Raw genomic sequence first — 20677 nt, 5'->3', positions numbered from 1 at the left:
CCGGCAGTTGCCGCAAACCAAATAAAAGAGCACCCGCTGCATATAAGCTGCGGGTGCTTTTCTTTTGGCATTTGCTACGGTTCAACATTTCTGCCCTCTACCAGCAAAATGGCATATACGGTGTGTATCTGGGCAGGGTAGCTTTCCGCAATCTCTCCGTTGTAGTAAACCCCTACCCTGTCGCCTGGTTTAAAATCAGTCATGCTGTCTTTCAGCTGCACCTCAAGCGAAACCGAAATCAAATCGCTGCTTTTGATTTCGTCTTCCTCTGGGTCTACCTCAACAAGAATAGCCCCCTCGCTCACCTGCACGACAGTTCCTTTAAAGTTCGGCTTGTCATAAATATCGTTCATCGTCATTGGCTTGAAATAATAGGCCAGCCCAAGTGCAAAAATCAAAAGCAAAAAAGCACCCATCAGGTATTTTCTTTTCTTCATTTCTGTGCCCGTCCTTTCTTAGCGCCATGCGCTCTAACATTTGCCTCGTTTTCTGTGATGCGCGTGCGAAACGATCTGCAGTGTTGCCGAAAATCTATTTTTCTATTTTCATTCAGCATACCAAAAGCGGGTTTGGTGCACAAGCCCCAAAACTTTTCAGGCAAAACAAAAAGCGGCCGCTCGTACGAACAGCCACTTCTCGCTTCATTCACCTTAGTACCGCGCTAATTATTTTGCTTCAGTCTCCAGCTTTGCTTCAGCTTTTGCGCCGATTTGTGCATTAGAAACCATGATGCGCAGATGCGATCCTTCGCCGCATTTGCCTTTTTCATCATTTACTTCAATGTCAAACCACATTTTGCGGCGCTCAATGCTGCGCAGGCGAGCCGTAGCGCTTACCTGCATGCCAACGGGTGTTGCGGAAAGATGACGCACATGGACCTCTGCCCCTACGGTGGTCATACCCTCATCAAGATAGGCTTTTGCAAGCTCTAAAGCAGCGCCTTCCATTAGCGCCACCATGTTGGGGGTAGAAAAAATTTTGGAACCGGCGCTGCCAATCCGTTTGGCGGTCATGTCATCGGTCACGGTCCAGGTAAGGGTGTACTCGGTCGGTTTTTCCATCAGCGTTTTCCTCCTGCATTTTCACATTTCAATAGATGTTTTTAAGTATAAGCGCCACGGCGGAAAAAAGTCAACCCACAAACGAAAACACCAAGGAGCTGTGCGTAATGCTTGCCTCATAAAAGCCCCCCAGCAGTTCTTCCCAATGCGCCACCGCGGCGGCGGCAATTTGCGGATCGTACCGAACCCCGGCATTACAGGCGATTTCTTTTTTGCATTGCTCGGCAGAAAGTCCCTTGCGGTAGCTGCGGTCGCTGCACATCGCATCAATCGAATCTGCCACCGCAATCACCCGTGCCCCGTAAGGAATCTGCGCATCTGCAAGTCCATCCGGATAGCCGCCGCCATCCCACCGCTCATGATGAGAGCGAACGATGCCCGCAATCTCGTCAAAGCAATCTACCCGGCGAAGAATATCGCTGCCAATAACCGGGTGCAGCCGCATTTTTTGCCACTCACTTTCATTCAAAGGGCCTTGCTTTCGCAAAACAGCATCCTCAACGCCAATTTTGCCGATGTCGTGGAAGTGAGCAGCAATATGTATAATTTCTGCCGTATCTGTACCCAGCGGCAGAACGCGGCAAAGCCGCTGCGTCAGCTCTGCTACCCGCATCGAGTGACTTGCAGTATAGGGGTCGCGCGCTTCCATTGCTGCCACAATACCGGCAACAAGGTCATGGTAAATCAGCAGATGTTTCGCATCACGCATAGCTTTTTCCTCTTACTTTCCCAAAACTTTCTGGCCCGAGCCGCACGGCTGATTTTCAAAAAAAGAGCGTGAGCCACCTTGTGCCCACGCTCTTCGGTTTAGTGCGAATGGCACGACCCCGAAGCAGAGCAGCCTTCGCAGCCGCAGCCACAACTGCTGCGGTGATGTTTTTTATTATAGATGCCTTTGAGGATGATCGCCGCCACAACAGCAAAAACGACCACCGCACCAATCAAGGTCGGTAAATTCATAAATAAGCCTCCTAATCTTTCAATTTCGCACCGGTGCGCGCAGCAAGCTCGTGTTGGGGTTTGCGTGCCAGCAACCAGCACAGCAGAGCTACCAATGCCACTGCCACCACGGCGCCAATGCCAAAGCCGCCACCGGTAAACAGCAGGCCAAGCTGGTAAACAATCAGCGAAATGACATAAGCGAAACCGCACATGTAGCCAATTGCGATGAAGGTCCATCTCGGGCTGTTCATTTCGCGCTTAATGGCACCCATCGCAGCAAAGCAGGGGGCGCACAGCAGGTTAAACACCATAAAGCTGTAAGCGCTCAGGCGGGTAAAGTCGGCAGCCAACAGTGACCAAATCTCGGCGCCATCCTCTGCCACTTCAGCAAAGCCATACAGCACGCCAAAGGTGCCCACAACGTTTTCTTTTGCAATTAAGCCGGTAAAGGTTGCGACAGCTGCCTGCCAGCCACCAAAGCCAAGCGGAGCAAAGATGGGTGCAACTACTCTGCCGATGGATGCGAGCAAGCTGGTGTTATTGTCGTCCACCATGCCAAAGACACCATCCACAACGCCAAAGCTCTGCAAGAACCACAGAATAACGCTGGAAGCGAGAATTACGGTACCGGCACGCTTGATAAAGCTCCAGCCGCGCTCCCAAGTAGCGTGTAGCACGTTAGATGCGCTGGGCACGTGGTAGGCGGGCAGCTCCATAACAAACGGAGCCGGATCGCCCGCAAACAATTTGGTTTTTTTGAGCATGATGCCCGAAACGATAACCGCTGCAACACCGATAAAGTAGGCCGAAACGGCAACCCAGCCGCTGCCGCCAAACAGTGCGCCGGCAAACAGCGCAATAATCGGCATCTTTGCACCACAGGGAATAAAGCAGGTGGTCATAATCGTCATTTTGCGGTCGCGGTCATTTTCAATGGTGCGGGATGCCATAACACCCGGCACGCCGCAGCCAGAAGCCACGAGCATCGGAATAAAGCTTTTGCCCGAAAGCCCAACTTTGCGGAAAATGCGGTCCATGATGAAAGCAACGCGTGCCATATAGCCGCAGTCTTCCAGCATCGAAAGCATCAGGAACAGGACCAGCATCTGCGGCACAAAGCCGATAACAGCGCCCACGCCTGCCACAATGCCGTCTACAACCAGCCCAACCAGCCAGGGAGCCATCTCTGCGCCCACCATCCAGTCGCGCAGGCTGCCGAGAATCATCTCGCCAAACAGCGTGTCATTGGTCCAGCCGGTGAGAAAATCGCCCAGCGTGCCAATGGCAATCGTGTAAACCAACCACATCACACCCACAAAAATAGGCAGGGCCAGAATCCGGTTGGTGACAAAGCGGTCGATTTTATCAGAGGTGGAAAGACTGTGTTTCGCCGCTTTCTTTTTGACGGCCGAATCCACTACTTTACTGATGTACGCATAGCGCTGGTTGGTGATAATACTTTCTGCATCGTCGTCCAGCTCGGTTTCACAGTCTGCAATATGTGCTTGGAGGTGCTGTTTGAGGCTTTCATCCAGTGCCAACTCTTCTTCTACCTTGGCATCGCGCTCAAACAGTTTAATCGCGTACCAGCGCAGGTTGCGGGCATCCACCCGGCCAGAAATCGACTCTTCAATATGAGCAAGTGCGTGCTCCACACTGCCGGTAAACACGTGGGGCAGCTCCTGATGCTGATACTGCTGTGCCACAGCAATGGCACGTTCTGCCGCTGCCATGCCGCCCTCGCCTTTCAGCGCGCTCATCTCAACTACTTCACAGCCGAGTGCCGCACCCAGCTTTGCAAGGTCGATTTTGTCGCCGTTTTTGCGCACCAGGTCAATCATGTTAACCGCTACCACGACCGGCAGCCCCAACTCAATCAACTGGGTGGTCAAGTAAAGGTTTCGCTCAATGTTGGTACCGTCCACGATGTTGAGAATTGCGTCCGGTTTTTCGTTGACGAGATAGCCGCGCGCGACGACCTCCTCTAAAGTGTAGGGCGAAAGCGAGTAGATGCCGGGCAAATCCTGAATAGTAACGCCTTTGTGCTTTTTCAGCTTGCCTTCTTTTTTCTCTACTGTAACGCCGGGCCAGTTGCCTACATATTGGTTTGACCCGGTGAGGTCATTAAATAATGTTGTTTTGCCGCAGTTGGGGTTACCCGCAAGTGCAATTTTCAGTTCCATTGGTTGCTCCTTTCGGTTGTTAGTTTCAGCTAACCAGGTTGTAAAAAGCAGCGCTTGCCGCTTTACTCAATCTCAATCATTTCCGCGTCGGCTTTGCGCACACTCAGCTCGTAGCCGCGCAAGTTCAGCTCCATCGGGTCACCCAGCGGCGCCACTTTACGCACCTGCACTGCCACACCCCTGGTAATGCCCATGTCCATAATGCGGCGCTTTACGGGCCCTTCGCCGTATAAGCGGCGCACGGTTACCGTTTCGCCCACCTTGGCGTCCTTTAACGTTTTCATGTCTGTTTCCTCCTCAGCTTAAATCATAATACGGTTTGCCATCGTTTTATCCAGAGCAATGCGGCTATCTTTGACCTGCAAAATCAAATTGCCAGAAAGCTCGCTCACGACGGTGATGGTGCCGTCTACTACAAAGCCCAGCTCTGCAAGGTGCTGGCGCACCTCGTCTTTGCCGGTGATTTTACGTATAACCACCCGCTCGCCTGCTTTTGCCATTGCCAAAGGCATCATGCCGATTCCTCCTCTTTAGTTAGTAGCCGCTAACCTTGCGGCCAAATTAATAGTTAGCCAAAGCTAACCTATGTTGCGTGATTAGTTTAACACGACTAACCCGTACTGTCAACCCTTTCTTTGCGGGTTTTCTTGCGTAACAGGTTAGTTTGTGCTAATCTATAAGAAAGCTTTTTCTAGCGGAGGCGAAAACTATGAATATCCATGAATCCGGCGAAGATTATCTCGAATCTATCCTTATGCTCAAGCAGCGCCTTGGCCAAGTGCGCTCTATCGATATCGTCAATGACCTTGGCTACACCAAACCCAGCATCAGTATTGCAATGAAGCGCCTGCGTGAAAACGGCTTTATTGAAATGGATGGCGAGGGCTTCATCAGCCTGACCGAAGCGGGCCGCACCATTGCCGAAAAGGTGTACAGCCGCCACCGGCTGCTGACAGGCTTTCTGGTCAGCCTCGGCGTCAGCGAAGAAACTGCCGCCGCCGATGCCTGCAAGGTGGAGCATGATCTCAGCGATGAAACCTTCGAGCACATCAAAGCCTATATGCAGGCCCAGCAACCTAAATAAAATGAATTTTCAAACCAAAGCAGGCGGTCCGCACCGGGCCAGCCTGCTTTGGTTTCTATTAGGCTATGCACGCCCTTATGGGGCAGGTCAAGCGGGAGGATTTATGGTTTTACTTATTATCGATACGCAAAAATTGCTAGTAAACGAAGCTCTCTACAATCTCGACAGCTGGGTGCAAAACATTAAAACGCTGATTGCCACTGCAAGGGAAAATCAGATTGAGGTTATCTATGTGGCACACGACGACGGCCCTGGCACCCAGCTTACCCCCGGTGCAGAAGGCTTTGCGGTTTTCGAGCCGTTTGCCCCACAACCACAAGAGAAAGTATTTGTAAAAACGGTAAACAGCGCCTTTAAAGGCACCGGACTTTGTGAATATCTACATCAAAACACCGAGAAAGAGCTGGTAATCGCCGGGCTGCAAACCGATAAATGCGTTAACGCCACTGTGATTGCCGGCTTTGAGCACGGGTTTAAGCTGTTGGTGCCGGGTGGCTGCAACTCTACGGTGGACAATACTTTTATGCGTGCAAAAGAAAGCTACCGCTATTATAATGAATTTTTATGGCCAGACCGGTTTGCACGGTGCCTGCCGCTTAGCGACGTACTTAAGGCCATGCAAAACGTATCGTCTGCACCTTCCTTCTAAAATAAAACAAACTGCCGAAAGCGTATGCTCTCGGCAGTTTTTCTTTTAGCGTTTTGCGGCGTTGTTCTCCGCAAAGGGCAACTCTGGCGGCAGGCTATCCAGGTAGGCCGTCAACGCATCCAGATTTTCTATCGTTGTCCGGTTTAAAAAATGCTCTATTTTTTCGGCCTGTTCCAGCTCATCGGCAGAGCGGTTCAGTCGACACAAAAAGCGACAGAGTACCTCATGCCGGTAAAGCAGATATTCTCCGGTCTTTTCACCTTTCGGGGTCAGCGTTATCATGCCGTAGTGTACATTCTCAAGATAACCTGCCGCTGCCAGCTGCTGCACCATTTTGCTGACAGAGGAGGGTTTGACGTGCAGCATTTGGGCAAGGTCCCGCGCTTTCATATGCTCCGTGCGGTGCTTCATTCGGCAGATCATCTCCAGATAATCCTCCATCGCCGAAGTAATCTCTCCGTCAGCCGTCGCCTCATATCCTTTTAAAGTATAAAAGCCGTCATTTTTTTCCATGGTTTGCATCCTTTCTGCCATCTTTGCAAAGAAACCGCTGTCACCAATCCTCTAAAAAGAGAATAGCATAGATGGAAAGTTTCCCTACCCTAAGTTTATTGGAAAGGTGTTTCGCATATGAGCAATTTATTATGTCTTAACGACGTTGTCCCCGGGCAACGCGCTATTGTAAAAACACTTCGGTCCACCGGCAGCATGCGCCGCCGTTTGCTGGACATTGGCCTGATTGAAAACACAGAGGTAGAATGCGTAGGGCGCAGCCCCAGCGGCGACCCCAAAGCGTTTCTCATCCGCGGCGCAGTCATCGCCATCCGGTCAGAAGACTGCCAAGACATTATGATTAAAGTAGGTTAGGAGGCAGAGTAATGGGGTTGACCAACAGTTCCATCGGGATAAGGGCAGCAGCATCAGAACTTGAGATTAAAAAGCAGGCGGTAGAAGATAAGGTGGTTGCGCTTGCCGGTAATCCAAATGTCGGCAAAAGCACCGTATTCAATGGGCTCACGGGCATGAATCAGCACACCGGTAACTGGCCCGGCAAAACCGTAACCAACGCGCAGGGGTATTGCGCCACAAAGCAGCAGTCATATGTTATGGTAGATATCCCCGGCACCTATTCTTTAATGGCACACTCGGCCGAAGAAGAGGTCGCGCGGAATTTCATCTGCTTTGGCCAGCCGGATGCGGTGGTGGTAGTCTGCGACGCCACCTGTCTGGAGCGGAATCTCAACCTGGTGCTGCAAACTTTGGAAATTTCATCCCGGGTGGTCGTCTGTGTAAACCTAATGGACGAAGCGAAGCGCAAAAACATCAAAATCGATCTTTCTGCAATTGCAAAGCGGCTGGGCGTTCCGGTCGTCAGCACCGTGGCACGCGAAAAAAAGAGCCTGGATGGCTTAATGAACACCCTGGATAACGTGGTCAGCGGCGCTGTAATGCCCACACCGGCACAGGTGGTCTACCCTGATGCTGTCGAGCGTGCCATTGCAAAAATTGAGCCGCTGGTGCGCAAAAAGACCGACAGCCTTGCCAGCCGCTGGCTCAGCCTCAAACTGCTCGACCCCGACCCCTCGCTGACGCTGGAAATCAACAAATTCCTCGGGGAAGATTTTTTGCGCAGCCCCGAACTTGCCGATGCGCTTGCAGCGGCAAAAACAGAACTGCTGGCGGACGGCATTGGTCCCGATGCTTTAAAAGACCTCATTGTTTCTACCCTTGTAAGTGCCGCAGAAAAAATCTGCCGCGGCACTGTGGTTTGTGAAAAAGCGCAGTACGATGCATTTGACCGCCGCGTCGACCATATCCTGACCAGCAAAGCCACCGGTTACCCTATTATGCTTTTACTGCTCGCCCTTATCTTTTGGCTTACCATCACCGGGGCCAACTACCCGTCACAAATGCTCTCGGGTGCTCTTTTTGCACTGCAAGACCGGCTGACATTGCTTTTTCATGCCTGGGGTGCGCCAGAGTGGCTGCACGGTATGCTGGTGCTTGGTGTTTACCGGGTGCTCGCCTGGGTTATTTCGGTAATGCTGCCGCCCATGGCAATCTTTTTCCCGCTGTTTACGCTGCTCGAAGATGCCGGCTACCTGCCGCGTGTCGCTTATAATCTGGACCGTCCATTCAAACGCTGCTGCGCTTGCGGCAAACAGTCGCTTACCATGTGCATGGTCAGTATAATTCTGCACTAGAGTCTCCACTGTATTTTTATCGATTTTCCATCTATTAAGATTTTTTCTATAAGTCGGGATATCATGAGTCGTTGTTGCTCTATTTTTGATTCTTTAAAACCATCGACATAATCGCTTAAAGCATCTTCAAACAAATCACTTTGAGGAATTACATTTGAATTTTTCAACTGCTGGGACAAGCTGATTTTTTCGTGGGAAAGAGCTTCAACTTTTTCAGAAATAGAAGCCATCGGGATAGAGGATACTTGATACAGTTCGATTAGTTTACCAATTTGCTTATCTATCTCAGATATACGCTTATTCACTCGGCTGCGGTCAACTTCAATTTTGTTTATTTTTTTAGAATCGTGCTTTAGTTCCTCTAGTGAATCTTTGCTAGTGGATAAAAGGTCTATTTGGCCAACTATTAAATTATCTAAAATAGATATTTCCCAATTATCGTTCTTGCAGTTTGGATCAACAATAAATTTCGGGGTGCTTTTTGCTCTCGAATAACATTTATAATACCCATGATTTGCAGAATACTTAGCACCACAACGAGAACAGTAAACTAATCCTGATAGAAGATATTCAGCCCTAAAGGGAGTCTTTGGGTAAGAAGTTGTTTTTTCATTCCTGGCAGAAGATGAGAGCAATGCATTTGCCGCCCTAAAAATAGTTTCTTCTATTATCGGTTCATGCGCTCCTTGGTGTTCTTCTTTCATAAATTTCACCTTGCCAATATACACACTATTTTTTAATACATTTCTTACTTTGGCTGCACTCCATTTTGTTGTGTATGCTTTTTCTAAACCACGGTGAATTGCATTTATAGAAGAGCCAGCCAAAAACATATTAAAAACTTTGCGCACTTGTTGTGCTTCATATTCATTTATCACTAGCTCGCCGTCAATGTAATCATATCCCGTGGGAGCATTACCACCACCGTGAAAATATCCGGCTTTACTGCGTCCGATTCTTCCCATCGTAAACCGTTCTGTAATTTGGTCTTTTTCAAGTTGCGCAAACACAGACAAAATTCCTATCATCGCCCGGCCAAATGGCGTGGATGTATCGAAATTTTCATTTATTGAAACGAAATCAGTGCCATGTGAAAGCAGTTCATCTTCTATTAATGTGAGGGTGTCTTTTTGGCTACGGCTAAGACGGTCCAATTTATAAACTACAACAGCGTCTATTTTGCCTTTGTGAATTTCAGCCAGCATTTGCTGCAGTGCCGGACGGTCTGTATTACCGCCAGAATAACCACCATCCACATACGTTTGCACTAAAATCCAGTCCTTGGCGGCACAATATGATTTTAAGCGCTCTGTCTGTTCTTCTATAGAATAGTTTTCAAGTTGGTTATCGGTGGACACGCGTGCGTAACCCACGACCATCATTTTATTTTGCATAAGGTACCTTCTTTAAAACAAAAATGTTTATTTGTGCTTAATTACGATATATCCGCACGGCGTACCATACACCTCATTATATTTAATATATAGATACTGGCCTTTATCAACGGTAAATTCACCGCCTGTATTCTCAGCCCCACCCACAGTTGCCACAAGCTCGCTCTCTTTGAGCTCACTTAATTTTGCATATTCCTGGCTTGAAACGTAAATGTCCCATACCATCATTGTATCTTCTGGCTTTGTTGCATTACCACGCGATTCTATTGTATATTCGCCAGCTGCAATTACATCACCGGAGAACGAATCACTTTCCACTGCACACATATAATTCGCGGCATCGGCAAATTTTATTTCCGTCTTATATTCGCTCTGGCTAGATGTACTACTACCACAAGCAGAAAGCGAAAGTGCTAAAGCGGCGACCATAATAATGGATACGATTTTTTTCACAATAATTCCTCCAAACATTTTTAAACAAATTAGGGTGCTACTGTTGAAAACTAAACCTCTTCCTCACCGGTTCCTCAGGCATACCCCAAAAAGAAGCTATTTGCTCTACCGTCCACCCTTCGTATTCTTCAAGGCAAGAGTCCGGGTGCAATAGGCAGCACGCAAATAAATCAGCCTCTTTTTCATAGCTGCTTGTTTTCATAAAGGTTTTAGTATCTAAAAAAGTTCTATTGATATGTTTATGAAGCATAAAGTGGCCTAACTCATGGGCGCATACAAAGCGCCGCTCCCTTTCATCCAGTGATTGGTCTAACCAGATGATGTTACGACGTTTTAACCGCATGAAAAGTCCCCGTATATCTTCCATGGGCATAGACATAACCACAATATGTAATTCTTCGCAAAGTTGAAAGGGGTCATTGGTTTTATATTTTTTCGTAAGTGCCTTGCATATCTCCACGAAGGTCACTCCTCTTTTCGGTATTTTTTCGGTGTATAAGTTTCTTTATTTAATTTTTTTGCGTATTCCAAGCCCATTGCAATTGCATTACGCAGTGTTTCCTTTGCTGCATCGGTAGCCGGATCACCATCAAACATGACTGTTTCTGTGCTTTCTATTTCGGCCATGATTTTTTCTAAATCTCGCGCAATGTCACGCTTGTCTTTACTCGTAAGCCCGTCGCTTTTTGCGGCGGGCTTTTCATTTTGTTCGCCGTTTAAAAGATAGTCTACTGTAACGCCAAAGTAATCAGCCATTTTAGACAGAGTTGTGCCATTCGGAGTTCCACCTTGTTTCCATTTAGCTACAGCTGAACGGTTAACGCCGATAGCAATACAAGCTTTATTGTCCGATACGCCTTTTGATTTACACAGCTTTGCAAATCTGTCATAAAACATAATTTACTTCTCCAATCTTTGTGCACAACAACAAAGATTACAAAAGTCATCACTTTATCATTGACTGACTACAAAAGTAGTCATATAATGACATTGCAACGATGACCAAAGTAATCATTGTTATTATCCTTGTTTGCATATCGATAATATCACTTTTGATTACCTAGGTCAACATTTAACAAGAAAGGAGTTGACTTTTGTATGCCTGCACAATGGACTGGCGAAATTGTAGGTAAAATGCATGGCAAAATCACGCAAAACGAATTAGCTGCATACCTTAAGCTCCACCCCAAATATGTAAGTGCGATTCTGAATGGTAAGCGCAGCCCTGCAAATGCAGAGCAAACGTTCCGTAAGGCTGTGGATGAATTAATCGCAGCAAGGAATATCGATTAGCAAGATGGACAAACGCTCGTTCATATACTGTCTGGAGGTGATTTACATGGAAGGTGTAACAATAATAAACATTATGGCCGATGGGACCATCTGCGACGATTTATCTACATATATAGGTGAAAACCACCATCTTCCTGTAGAGGTGAAAAACATCATGCTCGACATGATGCGCAGGGGAGCAGAAATCAGACGCAAAAAGGAAACTGCACAGTGTGCAGAATGAAACGCTCTGATGCTATCACATTACCGATTCATAAAGGACAGTTTTAGCGGAAAACGTTAAAACCTGCTACAGCAATAGGTAGAGCGCAACCCGCAACAATGGACAAGCACAACTCATGAGAAGAGGTGCCCCGATGCCCCAAACAAAAGAGCTATCTGCTTTTGAACAGGCGCGTCACCATTACTTAATTTATTACGCGCATTGCACACCGCAAGAACTGCAAGAGTTGTTCGACCGCACCGACAATGCGCAAAGCCGCCTTCATGGAAAAATCACAAACGCCACACTGCTTTTCGCGATGGGCAAAAAGTTTGCGATTCAAGAGCTATTACGCGCGGCCAAAAACAAAAGAAAGTGAGGTACATATGGCAGTCAAAGAATTAGGCTCAATCAATATTTTTGTGGACAACTTGGGTAACTGCAATGCCGAGGTCAACACCGACCACGCAAACCCAAACGGCTTACAGCTTTCGGAAATGCTCTGCGATTTTGCCGACCGCATCAATCGCACGCTCCATGCAGAGCCGGAGCAGTACGGCATCCCTGCAGCAGCGGACAAGCTGCGTAAAGATGTAGAAAGGGTCGCAAATGAATACACAAAATCCCTCAAAACCGTGTAGCACGGACGAATTACTGGCGCGCAAATACCGCACCGCCTACCAAGCCGAGCGGCATCGTGCCGAGCGGCTTTCCTTTTACGCTGCTGGCATGGCCGGTGTCGTGCTATTGCTCGGATTTGTCATTGCAAACGGTTTGCAGACGCAAAAAGTATTGCTTGATTCTGCAAACGCCACTATCGAGCGGCTCACGATTCAACAAAAAGAAACCCCAGCAGCGGAAACCATGACTTTTCAACAGGCCACACCTGTTGAGGTTGAATACCTCGGTGAATTTGATTGCACCGCATATTGCTGCGAAGCTTACCCGCATATCTGCGGCACCGGCGACGGTATCACCGCAAGCGGTGCGCCTGTAACTGCTGGCGTTAGTGTAGCGGTAGACCCGGAAGTGATACCACTCGGCAGCTGGCTCTATATCGAAGGTGTGGGCATCCGACAAGCACAGGACATCGGCAGCAAGGTTAAGCAAAACAAGCTAGATGTTGCTGTGGATACACACGAAAACGCTTTGCACTGGCAAGGCTACGGACCACACAAAGTATATCTACTCTCCGAGGGGGTGCAGCAGTGAGCCGCTTTTTCAAAAACAAATTCAAGCCCGGCGACCGGGTGTACATCAGCTCTGGATGCTTTCGCGGCATGAAAGGTGCCATCTACTCTGGCGGCAGCATTCTGGAACGCGCACCAAAGCGCTGTTTGGTACAGCTCGACAACGGGCGATGCATCTACATATCAGAAACCCATATCGAAAGGAGCGTTGCAAATGACCAGAAAGGAACTGGCAGCGGAAATCCTGCAGGAACGCAGTGAAATGTTCGCGAAAAGTGCACGGCGAGAACGCAACCCGCTCCCCTACTACTTACTCAACCTATCGCATCCCACAATGCACCAGCTATATGACAACTGGCGGATTGCCAAAAAGGGACAAGCTCGTTTTCCGCCCAGCGATATAGAGCGCACCGAGTTTGAGCTGGAAATGCTCAGCGATATCGCACTCAAAGCACTGGAGCAGCACTTCCAAGAAAAAAGCACAAAAAAAGTGAGCCCCTCACGGCTGCAACCGTGAAGGACTCGGGTGGGATATATTCGCCTTATTTAAGAATATTATACCACCCTTTTCTATTCCTTGCAAGCGGCGCAAAGCCGCTGTTTGCCTAGGTTCAAGTATTAATAACTGGAATCTGAAAGGGGGTCACGGCACTGTGCCGTACATCAAGAAAATCTATAATGCCGGGGGCATCATCGAAGTAAAGAAAACATACTCAGCAAGGTATGGACTGAAAGGCATCGCACGTTCTGAAAACAGCAATCCTACCCCACTGGATGTGGAGAAGGTCAACGATGCCAATGCAGAACAAAAGCTCCGACTATTGCTTTTCACGAACTTCAAAGCAAATGACTGGCATCTGGTATTCACCTACCGCCCGCAAAGAAGGCCTGCGCCAGAACAAGCAAAGGAAGTGTTTAAAAAGCAGGTCACAAAAATGCGGGAGTACTTTAAAAAGACATTGGGAAACGAACTCAAATACATCTATGTTACAGAGTACGAAAGCACGGCAATTCACCATCACATGATTATTCCAGACGCAGACATCCGGCCATTGCAAAAAATGTGGCGGGAATTCGGCACATTGCGAGGAACACCGATTCGAGACACTCAGCACCTTGCCAACCTGGCTTACTACTTCATCAAGGAAACCAAGCACAGAAAAGATCGTGCCGGTAGGCATCAGCGCCGCTGGATTGCTTCTACAAATCTGGATAAACCGACAGTTAAAACAATCAAAGTATCCGCATCAGAATGGGCTAAGGAGCCTAAGGCGAAAAAAGGCTATTACATAGACAAAACAGTTGGCGACGGCAGCGGCGTAAAGAACTATGAAAACCCGCTCAACGGCCTGCCCTGCCAGTTCTACCGGCTGATTCCATGGGAACGAGCAGCGGAAGAGAATTTCGAGGACTTCCCTGCTGTATAACAAAAAATTTGGAGGTACATATCCATGAAACTGAAAACAGACGCAAAGGTGCGGGTTATCCGCCCCGAAAACGCGAAAGCACCGCTCGGCAAATTTGAAGCGGCCACAGAAAAGCCGACCATCGGAACCGTGGTATTTATCCACCCGCTCGGCAGGTTTGTAACCGTGGAATTCCCGGACAAGCGTTCCGCAGAGTACAAGGTGCTTTACCGAGAATGCTTTAAGCTCGACCAGATTGTGCTGCTGCGCAAGAAAAGAGCATCTCGCAAATCAAGGTAAGCCAAATGGGAATTGATATAAGCCGCCTCGGTCCAGATGCACAACGGCAAATTGCCCGCCAGCTTGCCGCCGGGCAGCAGCGGAAAAGCGTACCACCTGCAAAGCTGCCCAAAGATGCTTTTGACAGCAACGGCGAGCGCGAGTTTTATCTGGCCGAGGTTTTGCCCGGGCTGCACAATGGCACCATTGCCCAATGCGAACTACACCGAGAGTTTGAGCTGTATCCGGCAGCGGAGTTTTGTGGTAAGAAATTCCCGGCAGCGGTATTCAAGCCGGACTTTGTACTTCACTACCGCAGCGGAACAATTGAAGTAGTGGAAATCAAAAGCAAATTCACAAAGAGGAAATCCCGCGATTACACATTACGCCGTCGGCTTTTCATCGAGCGGTATGCTCGGCCCAGCGGATGGCTCTGGCGCGAGATTGTGACAGACAAAAATTGATTTTGCAATCAAATGCATCACAACACAAAATGGAGGTTTTGCAAGTGAGTATTGAAAGAACTATCGCGCTAATAAAAGCGCAGCAAACGGCGTTAAAAACCAAAAACAATGCATTTTATGTCGGAGAGCAACTCAAAGATATCGTCCGCAACGGAACACCGGAACAAGCCGACATTGTTTTGCATGATCTAGAGCGCAGTGGAATGGGCATAGGGGATGCAGAAAAGAAAATTGCGGAATATGCTTTAGCACACAAAGAAGGTTCACAAGGATGCTGCCCACCACAAGAAGCAGACCGAATTATTCGGGAATTCTACGGACTCGGAAAAGAAAGCCAATCAAATCGCAAGGCGACACCAATTAACCTGCTTGATTTCATGTAGGAGGTGCGCCATGAAATTTATAAAAAAAGACCTATTGCAGATAGCAATGCGCAAAATGCCAAGCCCGGAGACTGACAAGCTTCTCCTCTTGGATGCCTTTATACACGGAAAGAAATCAGAGCGTATATTGGTGGTGACATTGTACTATGCAGTAGAGCAGCAGCCAGTGCTTCGAGTGTTCTTGTCAGAAAGCAACTGGATAAGCTACAGCCTAGAGGAACAAAAGTGGACAAGAAAAAACTTAGACAAAATATCTCTTGAGTGCATACAGGACAGTGTCAATCGCAGAAATTGCTCGGTAACTAACAATGCAATAAAAGCGATAAAAGCAATGTTTCCGAATTTCCTGTGGGTAATAGATGCAGCGAGCATCGATTCCCTACAACGATTGCTGCAAAGAACGCAGGAAGCAGAACAGTATAGTGCTAAAGAAAGCAGAGCGAAAGAAGCTCTCCGTAAGCTGGGGCCAATTCCGCAGATATCGCACGAAGATTTAGTTGCACTGGCAGAAAAGCACCAGTCAAAAGCCAATATCATTTACTGGGTAGAACATGAAAGAAATCCCCTCACAAATGAATGGGAACCGTACACCGAAGCATATTGTACGCGCTGCAAACAGCGCACACAGATTGATTTTGCATGGGCAAACGGAAATACCTGCACCTGCCCTGAGTGTGGAATTGAAGCGAATATGATTACTCCGTCGAAAATGAAAAACGGTTGGCACGATAAATTAGATGCCATTCGCTATTATACCAGCGGAGAAGTAGCATTCGCGGTTGGGTATCACATAGAAAGAGATTTATATATCACTTCTGAAAATCCCCGCAAAAAACAAAAGAACTACAAAATCGAGGATACAGTATTAGGCCAAGAAAGCGAACTCTACATATTCACACCCAAAGAAGCTTTTTTCTTTGCGAAGTGGGAAGCAGGCTATATGGGGCAAAAGTACCCTGTAGATGATTGGTCCCTAAGGCAGAAGTTAAGAGAAAACAAACCATATGTAGTTGCGCAAGAATTGACCGAGGACACACTCAAAGGCACTGTATTAGAAAATTCGCACGTTTGGGACTATGTATCGCAGATGCAAAACAAGGAAGTTCGGTGGATGGGCGCAATGGAATATTGCGCGGCCTACTTAAAAGCACCGGGGCTAGAGAATTTGCTCCACATAGGCATGCTCAAGCTAGTCCGTGAAAAAGCATATGGCAGTCAGGTACTTAATAAGGCAGCGGATTTTAAAAAACTAAAGCCTTCTGAAATCCTAGGGCTTAACAAAGAAGAAATCAACCGAGCGATGGAAAACAGTTGGAACGGTACCGCACTTCTTTACTACAAAAAGGCCAAGGACGAAGGGTGGGACATAACAGAAGAAGAGCTGCATGTGATTGATGAAATCATGTGCAACACGTATAGCAAGCAACGGTTTGATTTCGTGGCCGGAAAAAATTTAAAAAAGGCCATCCGCTACATCGAGCGCCAGTCAAAAAAAGAGAACCTATCACCCACCGGAATACTGATGCTATGGGGAGATTATATGCGGGACGCAAAAAAGCTCAACTACGATTTAGAAAAAGAAACCCTGCACTATCCATCGCATTTAAAAGAAATGCACGACCGCGTGGCTATTGTTATCAAAACACTCGGAGTCAAAGCTTATGAGCAGGCCGTATCCAAAAGAGCAAAAGAACTTGAACAGTTTGCTTTTTCAAATGAAGAGTATCTTATTCGGCCAGCACAATCAGCAAAGGAATTCGTTGAGGAAGGCACAAAGCTAGACCATTGTGTAGCCGGATATGTGCAGGACCATGCTGGCGGAGAAACGGCAATTTTCTTTATCCGGAAACTATCAAATCCAGAAGAACCGTATTTTACGCTTGAGTTTGATGAAAAGCGGCAAACTGTGAGGCAAAACAGAGGATTTAAAAATTGCGAACCACCGGCAGAAGTAACACAGTTTGTACGGCAATGGCTGAAAGAGCTATCGAGAAGAAAAGGCAAGAAAGCCGCATGACTTAAAACAAGGAGGATATTATGAACGACTTACAGGTAACTGAAAAATACACCGAAGCGGTGGAACTCCATAAGCGAATTATGACCAGCGGGCAGATTATGGCTTCTGCCCTGCTGGATTTCTGCCAGGAACTCAAGGAAATGCGGGACAAATGCCTGTATGAGGAACTGGGCTACACCGATTTCGATAGCTATGTAGAGGGTGCAGTGGGAATTAAAAAGCGCATGGCCTATAACTACATACAAGCCCTTGAGCGCAACGGCCCGGTCATTATGTCCGAGCATGCTTCTATCGGAATCACTAAATTGCAATTGATTGCACAGCTTTCCCCCACTGATCGGGACGAAGTGATTTCCACCGAGGACCTGGCAACCATGTCGGCCGCAGAGGTGAAAGAATTAGTGGCCAAGTACAACAAGGCTACCGAGCAGCTGAACTTCCTGCAGGAAGAAAATAAGGCGCTCAAAGAAAAAGAGCCGGGTGAAGTGCTTTATACTGCCGAAGATTTGCAAGCAGCGGTTGAAAAAGCCAGATTGGAAGCAGAAAGCCAGACCGAAAGCAATGCCGAATCTTATGAGGATTTAAAAGCACAGGCAGAACAGGACGTACGCAAAGAACTGGACGTAATCCACAAGCGTGAGCTGGCCGATGCGCAAAAGAAAGCCAAGGAAGCCGCGGACGCTGCCCTGCAAAAAAAGATTGATGCAGCTACGAAAAAGGCCATAGGCGATGCAAAAGCCGAGGGGCGAAAAGAAGCGGAAAAGGCAGCGGAAGATTTGCGGCAGCAAGTAGAAGCCGCAGCAAAAGAAAAGGAAGCAGCGGAAGAGCGGGCAGCACAGCTTGAAAAGAAGCTTGAACTCGCCGCCAGCACTGAAAGCACCGCATTTGCACTCTACTTTGACCAGCTGCAACAAGCCAAATGTAAAATGGACGGGCTGCTTGAGCAGATGCAGCAAAAGGGGCAAGCCGAGCAGGCAGAGAAGTTGCGCCGGGCGCTCAAAAAAGCACTTACGGCCATTCTGGAGGGCATGCAATGAAAACAACAGGTATTGTAAGAAAAATTGATGAAATGGGGCGACTTGTTATACCGAAAGAACTGTGCCGAAACTTTGGTATCCGGCCGGGCGATCCTGTGGAGTTTTTCGCCGACGGCAAAAACATAATCATAACAAAATTTGAACACAGCGCGTCGGATATTGTAGCCACCGCCTTTGCGGCCATTGATGGGCTTGTTCATTTAGAGCCTGATGCCCAAAAATCAAAAGAGCTGTTGGAAGTGCAAGAGAGTCTGCAAAAAATCCTTTCTAATTGTGAGGAGAAGGTGCTGTGATGCCGGATAAAAGGAGGATATATGATTAAAGACGTGATTAAGCGCATTTTTTGCAGCCATGAATGGGCTACTAGGGGCGCATCGTGGAAAGAAGATAACCAATCAGCTTGTTATGACACCACGTATATTTTCGAGTGCCAGAAATGTGGGAAAAAGAAATCAATTTATACGAGCGGCATTGATTGCATCAAAACACCAAACAAGGTTTACAACGAACTTATCAAATATGAAAAATACGGAGGTTTTGGGCTGCCCTGCTGCCCGGCGCCGCCAAGAACCGGAAGCTCAATCGTAAAGGAGGAATCAACTTGGAAAGATTGACGTGGGAAGACTATAACGGAGGCTGTTATGCTCAAGATATATTGCAGCAGGATTATGACACGGCAACAGTTTTCACAGGTGATCCAATAGATCGGCTTGCAGCTTATGAGCGTACCGAACACACCCCGGAAGAGTGCGCTGCTGCGTTTAAAGAGCTGGCCGCATACCGCGACGCAGAGCCGGAACTCGCAGTTGAAGATATAGCGTACGCATATCTTCAAATTTGTGAAAAAGATTGTGCTGGCGACTGTACTACTGGAATACCACCATGCAGGTTTTACAATCCGCCCGATGTGGGTTTATTTGGTGAACCGTTGCCGTTTGGGTGCGAGCTTGAAGACTACTGTGGATACCGCTCCGAAGCCGCGCTGAAAGAACAGGAGGGCTGAATAGTGCCTATTACTCAGCAGTATTATTCATCTGTCACTTGTGATGGATGCGGAACTGGATTTGACGAAATAATGTATCATCCAAGAGAAGAAATGATCTCGTTGAGAAATGATGGATGGACCGGCACTATTAAAAAGTGCTTCTGCCCGGAATGCAGTCTGAGGCGCAGAAAGGGAGAGCGTTTACCAAAGGAGGCCCACAATGCAGCGGAAAGCGATTCCTAAACAAATCCGGCAGCGGGTGTATGAAAAGTATCGCGGTCGCTGTGCATATTGCGGTAGTGCGATTGAGTACAAAGATATGCAGGTTGATCATCTAGTGCCTCTTTATAATGGCGGCGCTGACGATGTTGAAAACATGATGCCTGCGTGCCGGAGCTGCAACCATTACAAGCGGGCCAGCAGCCTAGGAGAATGGCGCAAGCAGCTTGAAGCAACCACAAAGACGCTGGCACGCGACTGCTATACATACCGGAATGCCGTGCGGTTTGGGCAGGTTACTGAAACGCCACATAAAGTTGTTTTCTACTTTGAACAGGAGGCAGCCAATGTTTAACACAAATCTCAACAATCAGTTTTCATACAACATAAACGCCGTTAGCGGAACATTGAGAAAATCACACCCCAAAAGTAAAATCTGCGTTAGAACAATAGAAAAAGATTCATATGTGTTTTTAGACAAGTCACCTCGCCTAAACGGAAGTTATGAAAGCAAAGAAATAGTTGTTCTGCAAATAATGTTAACTGGGGAAAACAAATGTTTGGTTGAGTATGTCAATAAGTCTGATTTTGTTGAAAGCGAACAGGATGCCAACCATTGATGAAATCGCAGCAGAGAGGAAGATGACAAATTGAGTAAACCACGGTATGACTGGTGGCCGTACATAAAGGGAATGATTCGAAGATACCCGGCACTTGCAGCAGAATACGAGGAGCTAAAACAAACGAAAATTACCACGCAGTTCAGCGGGATGCCGCACGGTGCCGGGATATCAGATCCAACAGCCGCGGCTGCTCTTCGGCAAATGTCAACAGTAAACCAGATAGAGTATAATGCTGTGCACAACGCCATAGAGACCACAAAGACTTATAGCGATGGTGAAGCGCGCATCAAAGTAATAAAGCTCGTGTACTGGGACCGGACGCATAGATTAGTGGGCGCAGCCATGGAAGTACACAGCTCAGAGCCTACCGTTATTCGCTGGCATGGCGAGTTCATTCGACTGGTTGCACAGAACTTTGGACTGCTCGAAGAAGCAGGTTGATATCCTAGAGCCAAAAAAAGGTAGTAAACTTATAGCATAGAAAAAACCGCCACACGGGAAACCGCAGGCGGTTTTCTATTTTGCGGGTTAACCTCCACCCGCTTATATACCTGTCGTTTCCTCGCGGCAGGTATTTTTATGCCAGCGCGCAGCTGCATGAGGCGGCGC

The 20677-nt window shown here is 47.8% G+C and carries 35 protein-coding genes; 23 read left to right on the top strand and 12 right to left on the bottom strand.

Going from position 1 to position 20677, the window contains the following annotated elements; genetic code table 11:
* Positions 1–74: 74 nt before the first annotated feature.
* From C1A11_RS06060 to C1A11_RS06030, 7 genes are all read right to left on the bottom strand, one after another.
* Positions 75–437, bottom strand: coding sequence for a DUF3221 domain-containing protein (locus C1A11_RS06060; protein ID WP_242965853.1), 363 nt, complete (start codon positions 435–437; stop codon positions 75–77).
* Positions 438–665: 228 nt separating this feature from the next.
* The gene (locus tag C1A11_RS06055) at positions 666–1061 is read right to left on the bottom strand and encodes a thioesterase family protein (protein WP_102049603.1); all 396 of its coding nucleotides are present in this window, start codon (positions 1059–1061) and stop codon (positions 666–668) included.
* A gap of 70 nt (positions 1062–1131) precedes the next feature.
* Complete coding sequence (locus tag C1A11_RS06050; protein WP_102049602.1) at positions 1132–1770, bottom strand: HD-GYP domain-containing protein; 639 nt, start codon at positions 1768–1770, stop codon at positions 1132–1134.
* Between the two features lie 98 nt (positions 1771–1868).
* Positions 1869–2021, bottom strand: coding sequence for a FeoB-associated Cys-rich membrane protein (locus C1A11_RS06045; protein ID WP_102049601.1), 153 nt, complete (start codon positions 2019–2021; stop codon positions 1869–1871).
* Positions 2022–2032: 11 nt separating this feature from the next.
* Entirely contained in the window at positions 2033–4186 is a 2154-nt protein-coding gene (feoB, locus tag C1A11_RS06040) for a ferrous iron transport protein B (RefSeq protein ID WP_102049600.1), read from the bottom strand.
* Between the two features lie 62 nt (positions 4187–4248).
* Positions 4249–4470 (bottom strand): FeoA family protein, encoded by a 222-nt coding sequence (locus C1A11_RS06035; protein ID WP_102049599.1) that lies wholly within the window; start codon positions 4468–4470, stop codon positions 4249–4251.
* Positions 4471–4488: 18 nt separating this feature from the next.
* On the bottom strand, positions 4489–4701 hold the full coding sequence (locus C1A11_RS06030) for a FeoA family protein (RefSeq protein ID WP_102049598.1): 213 nt from the start codon (positions 4699–4701) through the stop codon (positions 4489–4491).
* A gap of 194 nt (positions 4702–4895) precedes the next feature.
* Between C1A11_RS06030 and C1A11_RS06025 the strand changes: the two genes are divergently transcribed.
* Both C1A11_RS06025 and C1A11_RS06020 read left to right on the top strand, forming a co-directional pair.
* Complete coding sequence (locus C1A11_RS06025; protein ID WP_102049597.1) at positions 4896–5270, top strand: metal-dependent transcriptional regulator; 375 nt, start codon at positions 4896–4898, stop codon at positions 5268–5270.
* A 103-nt stretch (positions 5271–5373) separates the two neighbouring features.
* The gene (locus tag C1A11_RS06020) at positions 5374–5919 is read left to right on the top strand and encodes a cysteine hydrolase family protein (RefSeq protein WP_102051009.1); all 546 of its coding nucleotides are present in this window, start codon (positions 5374–5376) and stop codon (positions 5917–5919) included.
* Positions 5920–5964: 45 nt separating this feature from the next.
* Here the strand turns inward: C1A11_RS06020 and C1A11_RS06015 are convergent, their stop codons facing one another.
* The gene (locus C1A11_RS06015; protein WP_102049596.1) at positions 5965–6432 is read right to left on the bottom strand and encodes a metal-dependent transcriptional regulator; all 468 of its coding nucleotides are present in this window, start codon (positions 6430–6432) and stop codon (positions 5965–5967) included.
* A gap of 117 nt (positions 6433–6549) precedes the next feature.
* Between C1A11_RS06015 and C1A11_RS06010 the strand changes: the two genes are divergently transcribed.
* Positions 6550–6786: a FeoA family protein gene (locus C1A11_RS06010; RefSeq protein ID WP_102049595.1), complete on the top strand. Its 237-nt coding sequence runs from the start codon at positions 6550–6552 to the stop codon at positions 6784–6786.
* An 11-nt stretch (positions 6787–6797) separates the two neighbouring features.
* Positions 6798–8123, top strand: coding sequence for a FeoB small GTPase domain-containing protein (locus tag C1A11_RS06005; RefSeq protein WP_102049594.1), 1326 nt, complete (start codon positions 6798–6800; stop codon positions 8121–8123).
* On the opposite strand, the gene C1A11_RS06000 is transcribed toward C1A11_RS06005, so the two are convergent.
* The 4 genes from C1A11_RS06000 to C1A11_RS05985 are packed head-to-tail and all read right to left on the bottom strand — an operon-like array spanning position 8120 to position 10867.
* Entirely contained in the window at positions 8120–9517 is a 1398-nt protein-coding gene (locus C1A11_RS06000; RefSeq protein ID WP_242965851.1) for a recombinase family protein, read from the bottom strand. The two genes, C1A11_RS06005 and C1A11_RS06000, sit on opposite strands and share 4 nt — an antisense overlap.
* Before the next feature lie 27 nt (positions 9518–9544).
* A complete protein-coding gene (locus C1A11_RS05995) occupies positions 9545–9970 on the bottom strand; it encodes a hypothetical protein (RefSeq protein WP_102049593.1) in 426 nt (141 codons plus the stop codon).
* Positions 9971–10007: 37 nt separating this feature from the next.
* Positions 10008–10430, bottom strand: a complete 423-nt coding sequence (locus C1A11_RS05990; RefSeq protein WP_102049592.1) for an ImmA/IrrE family metallo-endopeptidase — start codon at positions 10428–10430, stop codon at positions 10008–10010.
* 5 nt (positions 10431–10435) lie between these two features.
* A complete protein-coding gene (locus tag C1A11_RS05985) occupies positions 10436–10867 on the bottom strand; it encodes a helix-turn-helix domain-containing protein (RefSeq protein WP_102049591.1) in 432 nt (143 codons plus the stop codon).
* 201 nt (positions 10868–11068) lie between these two features.
* Here C1A11_RS05985 and C1A11_RS05980 point away from each other — a divergent pair, with 201 nt between their 5' ends.
* From C1A11_RS05980 to C1A11_RS05890, 19 genes are all read left to right on the top strand, one after another.
* Entirely contained in the window at positions 11069–11263 is a 195-nt protein-coding gene (locus C1A11_RS05980) for a helix-turn-helix domain-containing protein (RefSeq protein WP_102049590.1), read from the top strand.
* A 46-nt stretch (positions 11264–11309) separates the two neighbouring features.
* A complete protein-coding gene (locus C1A11_RS13780) occupies positions 11310–11486 on the top strand; it encodes a BOW99_gp33 family protein (RefSeq protein WP_180950263.1) in 177 nt (58 codons plus the stop codon).
* A gap of 133 nt (positions 11487–11619) precedes the next feature.
* Complete coding sequence (locus C1A11_RS05970; RefSeq protein WP_102049588.1) at positions 11620–11844, top strand: hypothetical protein; 225 nt, start codon at positions 11620–11622, stop codon at positions 11842–11844.
* A 7-nt stretch (positions 11845–11851) separates the two neighbouring features.
* Positions 11852–12106, top strand: coding sequence for a hypothetical protein (locus C1A11_RS05965; protein WP_102049587.1), 255 nt, complete (start codon positions 11852–11854; stop codon positions 12104–12106).
* On the top strand, positions 12075–12677 hold the full coding sequence (locus C1A11_RS05960; RefSeq protein WP_242965850.1) for a 3D domain-containing protein: 603 nt from the start codon (positions 12075–12077) through the stop codon (positions 12675–12677). The genes C1A11_RS05965 and C1A11_RS05960 overlap by 32 nt, the downstream gene beginning before the upstream one ends.
* Positions 12674–12916: a hypothetical protein gene (locus tag C1A11_RS13775; protein ID WP_102049586.1), complete on the top strand. Its 243-nt coding sequence runs from the start codon at positions 12674–12676 to the stop codon at positions 12914–12916. Before C1A11_RS05960 ends, C1A11_RS13775 begins: the two co-directional genes overlap by 4 nt.
* On the top strand, positions 12870–13172 hold the full coding sequence (locus C1A11_RS05950) for a hypothetical protein (RefSeq protein ID WP_145995725.1): 303 nt from the start codon (positions 12870–12872) through the stop codon (positions 13170–13172). Before C1A11_RS13775 ends, C1A11_RS05950 begins: the two co-directional genes overlap by 47 nt.
* Before the next feature lie 136 nt (positions 13173–13308).
* On the top strand, positions 13309–14082 hold the full coding sequence (locus tag C1A11_RS05945) for a rolling circle replication-associated protein (protein ID WP_102049584.1): 774 nt from the start codon (positions 13309–13311) through the stop codon (positions 14080–14082).
* 24 nt (positions 14083–14106) lie between these two features.
* Positions 14107–14361 carry a hypothetical protein gene (locus C1A11_RS05940; protein WP_102049583.1) on the top strand — a complete coding sequence of 85 codons (255 nt, stop codon included), beginning with the start codon at positions 14107–14109 and terminating at the stop codon, positions 14359–14361.
* 5 nt (positions 14362–14366) lie between these two features.
* Positions 14367–14804 carry a DUF1064 domain-containing protein gene (locus C1A11_RS05935; protein ID WP_102049582.1) on the top strand — a complete coding sequence of 146 codons (438 nt, stop codon included), beginning with the start codon at positions 14367–14369 and terminating at the stop codon, positions 14802–14804.
* 44 nt (positions 14805–14848) lie between these two features.
* Positions 14849–15187, top strand: coding sequence for a hypothetical protein (locus C1A11_RS05930; protein WP_102049581.1), 339 nt, complete (start codon positions 14849–14851; stop codon positions 15185–15187).
* Between the two features lie 10 nt (positions 15188–15197).
* Positions 15198–17204, top strand: a complete 2007-nt coding sequence (locus C1A11_RS05925; protein WP_102049580.1) for a PcfJ domain-containing protein — start codon at positions 15198–15200, stop codon at positions 17202–17204.
* A gap of 20 nt (positions 17205–17224) precedes the next feature.
* Positions 17225–18241, top strand: a complete 1017-nt coding sequence (locus tag C1A11_RS05920) for a hypothetical protein (RefSeq protein ID WP_102049579.1) — start codon at positions 17225–17227, stop codon at positions 18239–18241.
* Positions 18238–18534, top strand: a complete 297-nt coding sequence (locus C1A11_RS05915) for an AbrB/MazE/SpoVT family DNA-binding domain-containing protein (RefSeq protein WP_102049578.1) — start codon at positions 18238–18240, stop codon at positions 18532–18534. Before C1A11_RS05920 ends, C1A11_RS05915 begins: the two co-directional genes overlap by 4 nt.
* Before the next feature lie 21 nt (positions 18535–18555).
* Positions 18556–18855 carry a hypothetical protein gene (locus C1A11_RS05910; RefSeq protein ID WP_102049577.1) on the top strand — a complete coding sequence of 100 codons (300 nt, stop codon included), beginning with the start codon at positions 18556–18558 and terminating at the stop codon, positions 18853–18855.
* Positions 18843–19244 (top strand): hypothetical protein, encoded by a 402-nt coding sequence (locus C1A11_RS05905; RefSeq protein WP_102049576.1) that lies wholly within the window; start codon positions 18843–18845, stop codon positions 19242–19244. The genes C1A11_RS05910 and C1A11_RS05905 overlap by 13 nt, the downstream gene beginning before the upstream one ends.
* Positions 19245–19446: 202 nt before the next feature.
* Positions 19447–19800 (top strand): HNH endonuclease, encoded by a 354-nt coding sequence (locus tag C1A11_RS05900; RefSeq protein ID WP_102049575.1) that lies wholly within the window; start codon positions 19447–19449, stop codon positions 19798–19800.
* Positions 19793–20065 (top strand): hypothetical protein, encoded by a 273-nt coding sequence (locus tag C1A11_RS05895; protein WP_102049574.1) that lies wholly within the window; start codon positions 19793–19795, stop codon positions 20063–20065. The genes C1A11_RS05900 and C1A11_RS05895 overlap by 8 nt, the downstream gene beginning before the upstream one ends.
* Positions 20066–20095: 30 nt before the next feature.
* A complete protein-coding gene (locus tag C1A11_RS05890) occupies positions 20096–20509 on the top strand; it encodes a hypothetical protein (protein ID WP_102049573.1) in 414 nt (137 codons plus the stop codon).
* Positions 20510–20677 lie beyond the last annotated feature (168 nt).

This window comes from Pygmaiobacter massiliensis (assembly GCF_900199435.1).
In the GTDB taxonomy this organism is placed as follows: domain Bacteria; phylum Bacillota; class Clostridia; order Oscillospirales; family Ruminococcaceae; genus Pygmaiobacter; species Pygmaiobacter massiliensis.
This window is presented reverse-complemented; position numbering and strand designations above follow the sequence as displayed.